Source organism: Radiobacillus deserti, assembly GCF_007301515.1.
Classification (GTDB): Bacteria; Bacillota; Bacilli; order Bacillales; family Amphibacillaceae; genus Radiobacillus; species Radiobacillus deserti.
Map to the genome: position 1 here is coordinate 1,039,233 of NZ_CP041666.1, position 14,979 is coordinate 1,054,211.

At 37.8% G+C, this 14,979-nt stretch carries 15 protein-coding genes; 12 read left to right on the forward strand and 3 right to left on the reverse strand.

All coding sequences use genetic code 11. The features are described 5' to 3' along the window. The first annotated feature begins 52 nt into the window (after positions 1–52). The 8 genes from FN924_RS05510 (at position 53) to FN924_RS05540 (ending at position 8,099) form a co-directional block, all read left to right on the forward strand. Positions 53–1,207, forward strand: a complete 1,155-nt coding sequence (locus FN924_RS05510; protein ID WP_143897131.1) for a trans-sulfuration enzyme family protein — start codon at positions 53–55, stop codon at positions 1,205–1,207. Positions 1,208–1,219: 12 nt separating this feature from the next. Then, positions 1,220–2,677 (forward strand): Na+/H+ antiporter NhaC, encoded by a 1,458-nt coding sequence (gene nhaC / locus FN924_RS05515; RefSeq protein WP_143892501.1) that lies wholly within the window; start codon positions 1,220–1,222, stop codon positions 2,675–2,677. A 113-nt stretch (positions 2,678–2,790) separates the two neighbouring features. Further along, positions 2,791–3,933 carry a trans-sulfuration enzyme family protein gene (locus tag FN924_RS05520; RefSeq protein ID WP_143892503.1) on the forward strand — a complete coding sequence of 381 codons (1,143 nt, stop codon included), beginning with the start codon at positions 2,791–2,793 and terminating at the stop codon, positions 3,931–3,933. Between the two features lie 110 nt (positions 3,934–4,043). Further along, positions 4,044–5,177 carry a zinc-dependent alcohol dehydrogenase gene (locus FN924_RS05525; RefSeq protein ID WP_143892505.1) on the forward strand — a complete coding sequence of 378 codons (1,134 nt, stop codon included), beginning with the start codon at positions 4,044–4,046 and terminating at the stop codon, positions 5,175–5,177. 593 nt (positions 5,178–5,770) lie between these two features. Next, positions 5,771–6,475 carry a C39 family peptidase gene (locus FN924_RS19690; RefSeq protein WP_323368651.1) on the forward strand — a complete coding sequence of 235 codons (705 nt, stop codon included), beginning with the start codon at positions 5,771–5,773 and terminating at the stop codon, positions 6,473–6,475. A gap of 56 nt (positions 6,476–6,531) precedes the next feature. Beyond that, on the forward strand, positions 6,532–6,678 hold the full coding sequence (locus FN924_RS19075; RefSeq protein ID WP_194709690.1) for a hypothetical protein: 147 nt from the start codon (positions 6,532–6,534) through the stop codon (positions 6,676–6,678). 116 nt (positions 6,679–6,794) lie between these two features. After that, complete coding sequence (mug, locus tag FN924_RS05535; protein WP_143892506.1) at positions 6,795–7,334, forward strand: G/U mismatch-specific DNA glycosylase; 540 nt, start codon at positions 6,795–6,797, stop codon at positions 7,332–7,334. A gap of 15 nt (positions 7,335–7,349) precedes the next feature. Then, complete coding sequence (locus FN924_RS05540; protein WP_143892508.1) at positions 7,350–8,099, forward strand: (S)-benzoin forming benzil reductase; 750 nt, start codon at positions 7,350–7,352, stop codon at positions 8,097–8,099. A 168-nt stretch (positions 8,100–8,267) separates the two neighbouring features. Here FN924_RS05540 and FN924_RS05545 read toward each other — a convergent pair. The 3 genes from FN924_RS05545 to FN924_RS05555 form a co-directional block, all read right to left on the reverse strand. Continuing rightward, positions 8,268–9,631, reverse strand: a protein-coding gene (locus FN924_RS05545; protein WP_407692000.1) for an IS3 family transposase whose coding sequence is annotated in 2 segments (ribosomal slippage) — positions 8,268–9,172 and positions 9,172–9,631 — 1,365 coding nt in all. Because the reading frame shifts where the segments join, the coding sequence is not laid out codon by codon here. A 193-nt stretch (positions 9,632–9,824) separates the two neighbouring features. Beyond that, positions 9,825–10,346 carry a hypothetical protein gene (locus FN924_RS05550; protein WP_143892510.1) on the reverse strand — a complete coding sequence of 174 codons (522 nt, stop codon included), beginning with the start codon at positions 10,344–10,346 and terminating at the stop codon, positions 9,825–9,827. A gap of 512 nt (positions 10,347–10,858) precedes the next feature. Beyond that, complete coding sequence (locus tag FN924_RS05555) at positions 10,859–11,476, reverse strand: NUDIX hydrolase (protein ID WP_143892512.1); 618 nt, start codon at positions 11,474–11,476, stop codon at positions 10,859–10,861. Positions 11,477–11,831: 355 nt separating this feature from the next. On the opposite strand from FN924_RS05555, the gene abc-f reads away from it, so the two are divergent. The 4 genes from abc-f to FN924_RS05575 all read left to right on the forward strand — a co-directional run bounded on the left by abc-f (position 11,832) and on the right by FN924_RS05575 (position 14,881). After that, positions 11,832–13,421, forward strand: coding sequence for a ribosomal protection-like ABC-F family protein (abc-f, locus tag FN924_RS05560; RefSeq protein WP_158633947.1), 1,590 nt, complete (start codon positions 11,832–11,834; stop codon positions 13,419–13,421). 467 nt (positions 13,422–13,888) lie between these two features. Then, a complete protein-coding gene (locus FN924_RS19265) occupies positions 13,889–14,002 on the forward strand; it encodes a DUF3953 domain-containing protein (RefSeq protein WP_228409648.1) in 114 nt (37 codons plus the stop codon). 21 nt (positions 14,003–14,023) lie between these two features. Next, a complete protein-coding gene (locus FN924_RS05570) occupies positions 14,024–14,362 on the forward strand; it encodes a hypothetical protein (protein WP_143892517.1) in 339 nt (112 codons plus the stop codon). A gap of 36 nt (positions 14,363–14,398) precedes the next feature. Next, complete coding sequence (locus FN924_RS05575; RefSeq protein WP_143892519.1) at positions 14,399–14,881, forward strand: GNAT family N-acetyltransferase; 483 nt, start codon at positions 14,399–14,401, stop codon at positions 14,879–14,881. Positions 14,882–14,979: the final 98 nt, after the last annotated feature.

The following is a 14,979-nucleotide window of genomic DNA, read 5'->3' on the forward strand; positions in this document are numbered from 1 at the left end:
TTGAAGGGACGGTTACGAAAGGATACTTTGTTGAAAGAAGGGAACAAAAGTGATGTACACCGACGAAGAAATTTGCTCAAGCATAGGAAATAGAGAATCGAATGAATATGGTGCAGTATCACCACCAATTTACCAAACTAGCATTTTTACTTTTGAAGACTTTCGTGCTTTTGTTGATGCACAAAAAAACGAAAGAGAGAATTACGTGTACACACGAGGGGTAAACCCTTCTGTGCAATTTTTGGAGGAGAAGATAGCTCTTTTAGAACGTGGGGAAAAATGTAAATGTTTTGGTTCTGGGATGGGAGCGATAAGTGCAGTTTTTCATTCATTATTGGAAAGTGGAGACCATGTATTGTTTATGAATAACATTTATGGGCCGACGTTAGAGTTAGCGAAGCATTTATCGAAATTTAATATTGAATATGATGTTTTAGAACCGGATGTTTTTAAGTTGGAAGAAGCAATTAAACCAAATACAAAGATGATATATCTGGAAAGTCCCGGTACCATGCTTATGAAGGTATTGGATTTACGGAAAGTTGCTGATATTGCTAAAAAGCACCGTATTATTACGGCTATTGACAACACTTGGTCTACCCCTATATACCAGAAACCATTAACGTTAGGTATTGATATTTCCATTCACTCTTTAACAAAGTACATAGGAGGTCATAGTGATGTCATGGGGGGAGCGGTAATCGGGCAGAAATCTCTGATTGATCGAATTTTTAAAATCGGTCATCAGTTAAATGGGGCGGTACTAAGTCCAAATGATGCTTTCTTAATAACACGTGGATTACGAACACTCCCGTTGCGTTTAAAGCAACACCAGGAGAGTGTGAAAAAAGTCATTGAATATCTTCAAACAAAAGAGGATGTCACAAAGATATACCATCCAAGTATAGAAGAAAAAGATTTTCTTTCTGAACAAATGCTTGGCTATTCTGGTTTATTCAGCTTTGTATTAAAGGACCCAAGTTTTGCAAAGGTTTCTAAGTTTATAAGCAGCTTACAGCTATTCAAAATTGGAGTCAGTTGGGGCGGGTATGAAAGTTTAGTTATCTCACCACTAAAAGATAACAATGAGGAAATTCTTGAGATGCAAGGAATTCCCATCGGTATCATTAGGTTGTCAGTAGGGTTAGAAGGATCAGAATTGCAAATATCTGATTTAGAACAGGCATTTCAAAAACTCAAAGAATAAGGGGAGAGTAAAATGAACAATCGACCAAGTCTAGGAATGGCATTAGTCCCTATATGTATATCTATGGCTATCTTTATAGGAGGAATTGGTGTACTTAAATATCCAGCAGAGTTGATGCTGCTCTTTGCTGGAGTGGTTTTTTCCGTTTTTGCTATCATCCAAGGAAACTCGTTTGATGGGATAATACAAGTAATGGGAAACAAGATTAAGAAAGCGCTACCAGCTATACTAATCCTTTTTAGTATTGGCTTATTAATTGGGACATGGCTCATTTCAGGTACGATTCCGCTATTTGTTTTTTGGGGATTAGAGCTCATCAATCCAAATTATTTGTACGTACTGGCCTTTTTAGCTACTGCTATTGTGTCGATGTGTGTGGGAACTTCTTGGGGATCGGCAGGTACTATCGGGGTAGCACTCATGAGTATTGCCCAAACAATGGATGTCTCACTTGCTATTACTGCAGGTGCAGTGGTTTCAGGTGCATACTTTGGGGATAAACTATCTCCATTGTCGGATACAACGAATATGAGTTCGCTTGCAGCTGGATCTAATCTTTATGAACATATTAAGCATATGTTATATACAGCCATTCCATCGTCTATTATCGCGATTATTGTTTACTTCGTTGTCGGACTTGGTATGGAAACAGATGCTACACAGCTATCCAATATTGAAGAAATGACAGCTGGAATTGATCAACTCTTTAATTTAAACCTAGTACTTCTCATCCCAGCACTGATTGTCGTCGCTGGTTCCCTCATGAAAAAATCACCATTGATTGTTATGTTTACTTCAGCCTTCTCAGCTATGATATTAGCGTTATTTTTCCAACAAGCTACATTTTCTAACGTATTTGCGTCCGCAGTCTCTGGATTTTCTGTAGACATGATAGCGGAATCTATTCCGAATATAAGTCCCGATGTTATTACAGAAGATATGCAAGGACTCTTAAACAGGGGGGGTCTCCAATCTATGTACAATGCTACATTCTTTGTTTTTGTTGCCTTCTTTTTTGCTTCTGCTTTAGAAGTATCACAAGCATTAAATGTTGTGTTGGAGCGAATTATTTCTCATTTGAAATCCGTTGGTAGCATTACGGTTGCTTCTCTTGTATCCGGATTTGCAGTTATAAACTGTACATCTAATGCATTAGTAACCTTTTTCTTGATTAAAGATATATTCGGAGACATCTTTAAAAAGAAGAATTTACATCCTGTTAATCTTTCTAGGAATATGGAGGACTCCGTTACGATAACCGAAGTACTAATGCCTTGGACTGTTTCAGGTGTGTTTATTGCCACAACATTAGGTGTAGGAAATTTTGAATTTTTACCTTGGGCTATATTTAATTTAGGAGGCTTTTTCTTTTCTGCTTTATATGGGATATTAGCACCATACACGAATGGCTTCGGAATCAGAAAATTAGTTCCTTCCCAGGTGAATCAAGAGGATCAAAAGGCTATATAAATGTTGACCCCTCCCAATTGGGAGGGTTTTTTTATGTCGCAAATAAAACATTGGAATTTTAGTTGAAGCTGCGGTAAAGTAGTACTAATACATACATAGAAGGGGAGAAAACCATGAAACGTTTTGATACACAGACCGTTCATCTCTCGAAGAAAAAATCCAATACGATCGATAGTAAGATTACCCCTATCTATCAGACATCGGCTTTTAAATTTAAGGATCTCGATGACTTAGAAAGCTTCTATCAAGGGGAAAAAGACTATTTATATACACGTGTAGGGAATCCTAACACAGATGAATTGGGACATGCCGTTGCACAGTTAGAAGGAGCTCCAAGTGGTGTTGCAACATCCTCTGGGTTATCAGCTATCCTGGTTGGGGTTTTAGCGGTAGCTAAGCAAGGGGATCATGTATTAGCTTCTACGGATATTTATGGTGGCACCTATCAGTTACTTGCCCACGAATTATCTGATTTTGGAATTGATGTATCATTTGTAAACTATGAGGACTTGAAAGAAGTTGAAAAGAATATCCGTTCCAATACGAAGCTTCTGTATTCAGAGTCTGTTACTAATCCGTTGCTACGTACGGAATCCTTGAAGAATGTGGTCGAGCTAGCTCGTAAACATGACTTAAAAACAATGATTGATAACACGTTTGCTACTCCTTATTTATGTCAACCTTATTTAGAAGGCGTTGATCTCGTAGTTCATAGTGCAACAAAGTACATCGGGGGACATAGTGATGTTACGGCTGGAGTGCTTGTGGGACATGAAGATATAATTGCGAAGGCTAGATCCAAGGTTGTAAATCTTGGAACAAATCTTAGTCCATTTGAAGCATGGCTAACGTGTCGAGGGTTAAAAACACTAAGTGTAAGAATGGAGCGGCACGTAAACAACGCCCAGTATCTTGCGGATTCTTTGAAAGAACATCAAGCAGTGGACCGAGTGTATTATCCGAAACATGTATCAGAACGCGGGAATGGTGCAATTGTAACAATAGATATTACTGATTCATGTGATGTAGACACATTTTTTAAATCATTATCTTGGGTGAACATTGTTCCGACACTTGCTGGAGTTGAAACGACCGTTTCATATCCATTGTCCACTTCACATCGTGCATTACCGGAGGAGGCTTTGAAGGAATTGGGAATTACAAAGGGGCTGATTCGGATTTCTGTAGGCATTGAGGACAAAGAAGATATTGTAAAAGCGTTTGTGGATGCATTAGACCAATCTTATATGAAGTAACGGGAATGGGTGCTGTTTTGAAGCACCCATTTTCTATTTACAATTTCATACATATTTATCCTTGGTTTACGGAATCTTAAGATTACATCATAAGCACTGGAGGAAGCATAATGAAGGCTGTTACGTATCAAGGAAAATATGCTGTCGATGTCACACAAGTACCTGACCCAACCATACAAGATAGAGAAGATGTAATTATACGTGTGACATCAACGGCAATTTGCGGATCAGATTTGCACTTATACCAAGGAAATATACCTTTGCCGATTGGATATTCTATTGGGCACGAACCGATGGGAATTGTCGAAGAAGTTGGACCAGATGTAACGAAGGTTAAAAAAGGGGACCGTGTAGTTATTCCGTTTACACTAGCTTGTGGGCATTGTCCGTATTGTGAAGCGCATTTAGAAAGCCAATGTGATAATGCTAATCCACATTATGACTCAGGAGGTTATTTTGGATATTCTGAAAAATTTGGGAACCTCCCTGGTGGGCAAGCGGAATACTTGCGTGTTCCTTATGGGAATTATACGCCATTTAGAGTGCCGGATGATTGTGAGCTAGAAGACAATTCTTTATTGTTTTTGTCTGATGTGTTACCAACTGCTTATTGGAGTGTAGATAATGCTGGTGTTAAGCCTGGTGACACTGTTATTGTACTTGGCTGTGGCCCAATCGGCTTAATGACTCAGCAATTTGCTTGGCAAAGAGGTGCAAAACGGGTAATCGCCGTCGATTATATTAAAAATCGCTTGGAGCTATCTAAAACCTCTAACAAGACGGAAGTATTCGATTTTACAGAATATGAAGACATGGGAGAAGTGCTGAAGGAGAAGACAAATGGTGGAGCAGATGTCGTCATTGACTGTGTTGGGATGGATGGGAAAAAGTCGCCATTGGAGTTTGTGGAGCAAAAACTGAAATTACAAGGTGGAACGTTGGGAGCCATTCAGATAGCGACGAAGGCTGTGAAAAAATTTGGAACGGTGCAGTTAACTGGGGTATATGGAGGACTTTATAACATGTTCCCATTAGGCCCTTTCTTCCAACGGAACATTTCCATTAAGATGGGACAAGCTCCTGCACGAGCGTATATGGATAAGTTATATCAGCAGATTATTAACGAGGAAATTGATCCCACCAAAATTATTACACATGAGCTCCCATTAGAACGAGCTGCACATGCGTATGACATCTTTAATCGCAAAGATGATAACTGCGTGAAAGTAGTACTAAAACCATAAAGAAAAACCGGGTGGTGACAGTCACCACCCGGTTTTTGGGGGATTTTGTCGAATGGAGACTTATTCTTTGTTATTCATTAGATTCTTCTGTAAAATGATAAAAACTATGAATCTAGAATCGAATAATAAAGAGAGGTACGCCCATGACGTGGAAAATAAGAGCGCTCTGGAGTCTAATCTGTATTTCGGTTACATTATTGCTTTATGTATTCATAGACTCTGAGATTATAAATCAAGCAACACAAGCAGCAAAATCCAAGACAAAACCAGTACTTAAGAACGCCCATCCAACATCTGAATCCGGTTCTACTAGTTGGTTGATACGAGAGGACATTTCCATTACCATTGGAGAACAACAAGTTAATCAGGATGTCTTATCCTTTAATCAAGAGTATTATGTCCCCGTTCATCTAATTACAGCAGCGATGAAAGATACCTTCGAAGTACGACCACTTTTAAATTCCGTAAACATCCAAACAAAGGATTCCAAGAATTTTCACATTCCAATTAAGCAACCACATGAGATAGCGGCTGAGACCGTGTTTGCTAGTACAATCCAAGCGCAGGAACCACAACCAGAAAAAGCCTTTGCGATTGCATCAAACGGTGACTTATTTATTCCGTTAAGCTATGCTCAAGAAACATTAAATTATGACGTGGAAGCACAAGAAACAGAAACTGGCACAAATATATATATCGAACCATTTGTTGAGAATGTCCCGTTACCACTAGATGTTCCTTTACAATTACAAATGGCAGATCCAATGCTATATAATGGCTGTGAAGTAACAAGTTTGGCCATGATTTTGCAGTACCATGGGTATGATGTAACGAAAAACGATCTAGCAAAAGAAATCCCCTATGTTCCGTTAGGCTATTCCAATGGACAAAAAGGCAATCCACATGAAGGCTTTGTCGGAGATATGGCCCAAGGACCAGGACTTGGAGTTTACCACGGTCCGATTCATCAACTAGCTAAACAATATGTAGGTGATCGTGCAATAGATGTAACAGGATCTACACCAGAAGAGATGTATTCCTATCTAGAACAGGGCCTCCCAGTTTGGGTTATTATAACGGCTAACTTTACTCCAGTAGGTAATATGCAAACATGGGAGACTCCGCAAGGCCCAGTTAATGTTACGTATAGTATGCATAGTGTTGCCGTAACTGGTTACGATCATCAGCATGTGTACATCAATGATCCGTACGGTGGCAAAAATAAACCAGTGGACCGTATCAACTTTGAGAAAGCTTGGGCCCAAATGGGAAGTCAAGCAGTTGTAATCACAAGATAAAGCACTCGTATAACCTAATTCGCCTTAGGAAAGGATAGGAAAAAAGGAGGAATTAGATGAACGAGAAAGAACAAAAGCAATCGTACCATAAAAGCTATGAATCAGATGGTATTATGGGAAAAGACCAAAATGCCAAGAAAAATAAGCCGAAAGTTGAAAATGACGATCAATTGTTTTTTAACATAACGGAAGGTAGTGAATAATAAAATGTAAAAGGTGTTGCTTTTGGCAATACCTTTTATGTTTGTAAGTAAGAGAAAGATTGAAAATACTTGACCCATGCTTTAACTAGCTTATATTTTTTAAGGAGAGATTCCAAATGAGTTTACAACCTATTCCTGATCATATAAAAGAGAATTTAAAGGTGTTGTTTATCGGGTTCAACCCAAGTATCCGTTCTTCAGAAACAGGGCACCATTTTGCTAATCCTAACAACAGGTTTTGGAATATATTATATGAAGCGGGGCTAACGCCGAGGAAGTTTGCACCAGAAGAAGATGTGAAGCTATTAGAACTAGGCTATGGTCTAACGAATATTGTGGCAAGGCCAACGAAAGAAGCGGCGGAAATTACAAAAGAGGAATATCAAGAAGGAACGCTAGAGCTACAGCGAAAAATCATTACATATAAACCGAGGGTACTTTGTTTTGTTGGCAAAGGTGTGTATGAAGAGTATAGTAAAAATAGAAGGGTGAAGTGGGGCGTTCAAGAATATCCTATCATGCCTGGTGTCGTCGAATTTGTAGCGCCGTCTTCCAGCGGGTTAATTCGCATGAAACAACAAGATATTGTTGATATCTATAAGCAATTGACTCAAATCCTTCAGCAAATTAACAAACTCGGAGGTGACGTTCTGTAGACTGCAGAACCAATTATGAAGTATGCCATCGTAACAGGTAGTTCCAAAGGGTTAGGTGCTTCGATTAGTTCCTTACTTATAAAAGAGAAAATTCACGTTATTGGAGTATCAAGAACGAACAATGACCAGCTTGCTCAACTAGCAAATGATTATTCTATTACATATGAGCATGTACCTTGTGACCTAGCTAATCCAAACCAAGTAGAGTCAGTATTTTCCGAGATTGCTGCAAAAGTATATGGTCAACAACCTACGCTCGTTTATTTAATAAACAATGCGGGAATTGTGGACCCAATTGGGCGAGCTGGTGGGCATTCTGCACAAGATGTCGTTGTACATACAACTATCAATTTTGTTGCACCGGTGACCGCTACCAATATTTTTCTAGAAAAGGCCACAGCCAAAACCGTTATCGTAAACGTAACATCGGGTGCGGCTCAAAGACCAATCTCAGGCTGGAGTCTTTACTGTGGTACAAAAGCAGGGCTTGATTTGTTTACGGAAACCGTTGCACTGGAGCAAGCGGATGGTGATACTGGAAACCTAGCTATCCTATTCAATCCAGGGATTATGGATACGAATATGCAGGCTACGATTCGTTCCTCCAGTTCAGATGCATTCAAGGATGTGGAAACATTCAAGCAATACAAGGAAAATAACGACCTCCGCGATACAGAAGTAGTAGCACGAGCGCTGGTGTCTGTTATTTTGGATGTCCATAACATTGAAAATGGAAAGAACTACTCTATAAAAGATCTAGTTTAACAAATACATCCTTATCGAACGGGTTCAGGTTCGGGAGGGAAAAATGCTAATAACAGCTAGAAATAATATAATGATTAGCATACATTCCTAACTAAACTTCGTAGTATGAATAACAAACAAAAACGATCAGATTTGAAGTGACCCCAAAAAGTTAGACAGATAATTTTATTAAGCAGCTTGTTGGGCAAGAGTTCGGAATTGTACTGGACTCTTGCCTTTTAATTTTGTCTTAATACGTTTGTTGTTATAGTAATTCATGTATTCTTCAAGTTCTTGTTTAAAATGATCAATGCTATCAAATTCATTGAGGTATAGAAATTCAGATTTCATAATTCCAAAGAAATTCTCTATCACTGCGTTGTCATAACAGTTTCCCTTACGTGACATACTTTGTGTTATCCCTTGCTCCTTTAAGGCGTGGCGATACTGCCTCATTTGGTAATGCCATCCTTGATCTGAGTGAAGAATTAACTTATCTTTATCTGTTAATCGTTCAAAAGACTTCTCTAACATGTTTGAAACAAGTGAGTATGTAGGTCTTGAACCAATCGTGTAAGTAATAATTTCACCATTAAATAAATCAAGAATAGGAGATAGGTAGAGTTTCTCCCCAAATAATTTAAACTCAGTAATATCTGTTACCCATTTTTCATTTGGCTTTTCTGCCTTGAAGTTACGGTCCAATATGTTTGGTGCTGTCTTACCTACTTTCCCTTTATAAGAACGATATTTCTTCATACGAACCATACTTTTCAAACCTAATCCCTTCATGATTCGTTGAACTTTTTTATGATTAACTTTGTACCCACGGTTCACAAGCTCATCTCGAATACGACGATAACCATATCGTCCTTTGTGTTCATAATAAATTTCTTTTATAAGTATTTTTAGTTCTGCATCTTTATCTGGACGATCTAATTGTTTAACGAAGTAGTAGTACGTACTACGTGGTACATCTGCCAACGTTATAAGTGCTTTCACCGAGAAGTCATTCCTTAGTTCATAGACTATTTTCGCTTTGTCTTGTTTGGTGATTTTTCCTTGTTTTGAACTAAGGTGTTCAACTTTTTTAGATACTCATTCTCCATTCGTAGCTGTTTTACTTCAGCTTTGAGAGCTTCAATAGAATTATCAGTTGGTACTTGTTTTTGTGTATCTCTCTTATTTTCTTTTTTCATGAGTGTACGCCCCTTTTTCTTCGGTTTAAGGGCGTCTACTCCTCCTTTTTCATAAAGGATCCTCCATTTTCTAATCATACCTGGAGAGGAGATTTTAAAAATCGCGGCTGTTTCATTAGGTGACGTCCCATGCTCAATCATATAGTTAAGCACTTTTAGTTTAAACTGTTCTGAATAACTTGCATAGGATTTCTTTAATAATCCCTCTAAACCATGAAGATTATATTGTGCCACCCAGTTCATTATCACACTTGAAGACGTCCCCAGTGATTCTCCAATAGAATGATAACTCTCATTACCTTCTAAATATCTTTGAACTGCATTTAATTTATTTTCTTGAGTAAATTTAGCCATAAAAAACTGCACCTCCAATTGTTGAGTGTCTAACAATTGGGGTGCAGTTCAATTATGAGCGTTTTTGTTTGTTATATTTAATTTTTCTTATTCTACTAACGCTCCACTTTACATGAAATGTTTAATCACAAACCATTACATATAGATTTATATGTGATCTTTAACTGAATTATAAAAGGAATATGAGGAGAATTTAACTAATATTCTCTGGAATACTGTTGTTAAAATTCCCTTTTGAAGAAGTGAAAGAGATATAAATCATTACGATAATACAAAATAATAGAGTGATATGAAAAAGGATATGAAGTGTATTCGGAACAATACCATTCATTAAGGGAAGGAAAGAGTGGGTATTTCCAAACATTTGATTATATATTTGGACTTTTTGCTCTGCACCATATCCAAAAAAGTAAGGAATCCACCAGGATATTAGGGCCCCAACAAAGATACTTACTTGATGGATAATTAGCCAAAGTTTAATCCATGTTGGATACCTTCTTCCCATAAAAATGACTACGAGTCCTATTAATAGTAAAATTTGTGTTACATTAATCAATGTAACAGTGACTAATCCATTAAATGTATGTTCTTCTCTAATGGCTTGAACGTCATTTAAAGAACCTAAAGGAACCCAATCTTGCACAATCATAAATAACAATATAAAACTAAGTCCAGCCAACAATAATTTTTCTGAAAAACGAATCTTCCTTTTCATAACTTACCTCCCTCGTTGTACGAATTAACATACTCCCAGTCGCGATGATAAGAAAATTTTAACATGTAAAGTTAGTTCTATCTATATATCTCCAGTCTAAATTAGCATAAGGCTTGGGGCTTAAAAAAATAGTCTCATTTTAGTTTAATGTTACAGTGGGGTCTTTTCTACTTACTTGTACGTTAGGTTAATAAGCACGTTCTGTTTCTCCTATAACTTTAATATAAGTCCCTGGAAAACTTTTTCAAAATATAACAAATCCCCTAAGCATCACGAATCACATCTAAGATAAAATAGCGCTTACATAAGTTTTAGATCTTAGTTACACACTGTACATAAATTTATGTAGGTTAGTAAAAAAAGGGTGCTATTTACCATGTTAATTAAGGTGTTAAAAAGTAAAATGTTGTAATATCAAAAAAATAAAGTACGAAACGCTATGCGATTTGTACTCCTATTTGGTGTGTGTTTTATACCGTTTTCTCTCCTAGAACTGACATCGGATGTCTTTTTTAGTCCAATCTAGTGAGTTGTCGATTATGGGAAACATCCTCCCAAAGCTGGAGAATTTGTGCTTTCGTGTTTCTTTCTACAGATAGTTCTGGCAGTTGGTCAGGACTGAAAAATTTCACCTGATGTGTTTCTAAACCGCCTTTTAAGTCCCCACCTGTACGCTCACAAAGAATGAATATTTTATAGACATGGTATGGGGAAGGGGGATGCTCGTGTTTCAAGTAATCATAGATTGCTAAAACTCGTTTAGGCTTAACCACTATATTGGCTTCCTCCACGGACTCTTTTACAGCAATTTCACTTGGAGATAATCCAACATCTGCCCATCCACCAGGCAATGCCCATTTTCCATCTATTTTCTCTTGGACAAGTAACAATTTACCGTTTTCCACAATAAATGCTCTAATATCGACCTTTGGTGTCTGGTAGCCAACCTCATTTGTGAAGAGCTCATCTAATTTCTCCATAGATACAGATGTATAGCTAGCCATTATTTCTTTCGATAATTCTCTTAATTGTTCATACCGTTCGCTATCATATACGTTATTGCTGTAAGCTAATCCTGCTTGAGCTAATGCTTGTATTTCTTTTGCCCATTTCAACCATTTCTGCTCCATTTGGACACTCCTCTCGCTTCCTAGTCTAGAACAACCATATTAAAAGTAAAGAAAAATAAGCAAAACGTGCCTTGCTTTGCTATAGATTTTCGTTATAATAAAAGAGTAATTAAAAAAGAAAGGAATGAACTGTAGGCTAATGAAGTACTAATCCTATTCACTTAACGAGTTTGATAAAAGAAATTTACTCGTTCCAGAGATAGGATAAGTATGTCCATTTTGCCACAGTGGATGAAGAATAGAGCTCTTCATCCGTTCCTTTGACGATAACTACCTTTGTTAGGATTCTTTGTCTTATTCAAGCTGGTATAAATAGGTAATGATATCCTCTCTGGACAGTCAGGGAGGTTTTTTTGTGAGATTATTACATGCTAAAGACGTAGCGTATCCCATTGGCGATCGAAACTTGTTCCAAATTCCAGAGCTATCCATTCATTCAGGGGAACGAATTGGTTTAGTTGGGAGAAATGGACAAGGGAAATCCATGTTACTCAAATATTTATTAGGTATGTTTGGTGAAGAGTCCATTGTAGAACAAAAAGGGCAGATAGGATATTTCAAGCAGCTGAATGATGAAAATCAAGTAGATTCTCATTTAAGTGGTGGAGAAAAGACAATGCAAAAACTAGCAGAGCTATTTTCTGAATCTGCAAGAATCTGGTTTCTAGATGAGCCGTCCAATAATTTAGATTGGGATCGTGTAGAGGAGCTTGAGGAACGATTGCTAACGATAGATGGGGCAATGGTCATTGTTTCCCATGACAGGGCTTTATTAGACAAAGTATGTAATCGAATCTGGGAGCTAGAAAAAGGAACATTAACAGAGTATAACGGTAATTATTCCTTTTATCAGCAAAAGAAAGAGTTAGAAATCAAACAACAATATCAAGCCCATGAATCGTATGTGAAGGAGAAAAAAAGATTAGAGGGAAGAATGCTACAAAAACAACAGCAGGCGAGTGGAATGAGAAAACCACCTTCTAGAATGGGAAACTCAGAATGGCAGTTATATAAGAATAAGGCTGCAGGAAAACAAAAAAAGGTGGAAAGAGTTTCGAAAAATATTCAAAAACGTTTGGAGCGTTTGGAGAAAGTGGAGAAACCAGAGGAATGGGAAAGCATTCAGATGGACTATAACCTCCTTTCTCCAATTCATCGTCGGAACATCTTGATGGCTGAAGAGCTTTCAAAATCGATTGGAGAACGAACGCTGTATTCCATTCCTTCTATTAAGTTAAAAACTGGATCAAAAACGGCGATTATTGGAGGAAATGGAGTAGGAAAAACTACTTTAATTAACCAGCTATTATCGGGCGACCCATCCATTGATCTATCCAACAATATAAAAGTTGGTCAATTTGATCAAGCCATAGAAAAACTTCCTATAGAGCCGTCTATATACGAATACGTGGAAGAGGGAAGTCATCTCCCAGAACATGTCATTCGAGCTATCCTCGGAAGAATGTACTTTAAGGGGGAAACGGTTTATAAACCAATCCATGTATTGAGTGGTGGGGAACGGGTAAAGGTTGCCTTGGCGAAATTGTTAGTTGGGGACTACAACCTATTAGTTTTGGACGAACCGACGAATCATTTAGATATTCATGCATTACAGGCGGTGGAAGGTTTAATCAAGGATTATCCTGGTACCGTACTACTCGTATCCCATGATCGAACCTTTGTGGAGGAAGTGGCGGATTGTTTATGGATAGTTGAAGACGAAACAGTGCGAACCTTTCAAGGTTCATTACAAGAATTTGAAGAATCGTTGGAAAAACCAACCTTTCAAGCAACTAATGATGACCAAGTAGCTTTGTTAACTCTGGAGAATAAACTAACGGATGTCATAAGTCGGCTTAGCTTGTTAAAACCACAGGAGGATAAGGAAGCGTTAGAGAAAGAATATGAAGAGCTTGTTCAAAAGATACGAGCTTTGAAGAATTGAAGGAGAGACCTCCTGCTTGAAACAACAAAAGGGGCTGGGACATAACTAAAAAGACAAGCCGAAAAGCCGAACAACAGCCTATAGCTCCGGAAAGACTCCAGCGGGAGGAAAGGCATCGGTGAGACTCCACAGTGCGTCAGCACGAGGAGGCTCACCAGCCGCCCGCGGAACGCGTAGTATATTTCCGGAGCGGGGTATAGGTACTAATCATAATTGTTCGTTTTTTCATTGCTTCCTATACTTTTGTCTCAACCTCTCTTTTTAATTCTACATAAAGTAGATAGTCCATCACACCGAGATTAAAATTATCCACTTATATAAGGAAAAAAATGTTAGTATAGGAAGAATAGAATTCAGTAAGGGAAGTGTTCTTATTGTTGAAACTATTACGTTATATTTTGTCTGCATTGGGATTTTTTTTAGCTCTTTATGGATTGATTTCAAATGATTTCAGAATTGGTCCTATCATGCTGTTATGCTTAGGACTCATGTTCTTGGTTATGGGATTAGAAGAATTTAAGAAAAGGAAAAAGGCTCAGGGATGGTTAATGGTTTCTATAAAAGGATTTAGGTGGATCTAAAAGGAAGGAAAACAGTCTAACATGGAATTTAATTTCGGGAATATAACGATTTTTTCACCTTCGCTCTCCATTACAATTATTGGGGGCATCATACTTTTCCTGTTGTATAGATGGAGTAAAGAATTAGAGACCGGTCGAGGAAAGGTGTTCTTCTATTTTTTGATTAGTAGTAGCTGGGTGGCCCCGGTTTATTACCAAAGTACGGAAAGTGGTGTTTTTCAGTTATGGGCTCCGTTAGGATTTATCATTATTTTTCTTTATTTATTTCGTAGTGAAAAATACCATCCAGCCAAAATGAAAGCATCTTTACTAGGATTACTGGTTGCATTCTATCAAATCATACTTCAATATATTGGGTAGTTCATCATAAGTACATAAGCTATGGGGGATAAATACATGCGGATTCGAGAAATAGAAGAAAAGGATAATCAAGCAATGGAGCGGATTATTAAACGCTCTTTGGAATCATTTGAATTAGATATTCCAGGTACAGCCTATTTTGATCCCCAGCTAAGCGATTTAGCACAATACTATAAGCAACAAGCAAATGCTAAGTATTGGGTTGCACTAAATGAACAGGAAAAAGTCGTAGGTGGAGTAGGTATTGCCCCTTTTGGAAAAAAAGAAGGAGTATGTGAGCTCCAAAAGTTATATGTTTCCCCTAATGCGCAAGGAAAAGGTTTGTCTAAGCTTTTGATGAAAGCTGCACTCGACTTTGCGAAAAAACATTATACATTTTGCTATCTTGAAACCATGCAGAAGCTTAAAGTAGCTAATCTGTTATACAAAAAATTAGGATTCGAAAAACTGGAGAAAGCTCTCGATGAATCCGAACATAGTACGATGGATACTTGGTATGTAAAAGACTTATCGAAATAAAGTAAATCAGCAGGAAGGCAGTAGGAGAGACCATTGGGTGATAAGGGCAAGAAGTGAGTTCAAGCATGACTTAGTTCTGCTCGGAGTACGAATAATGG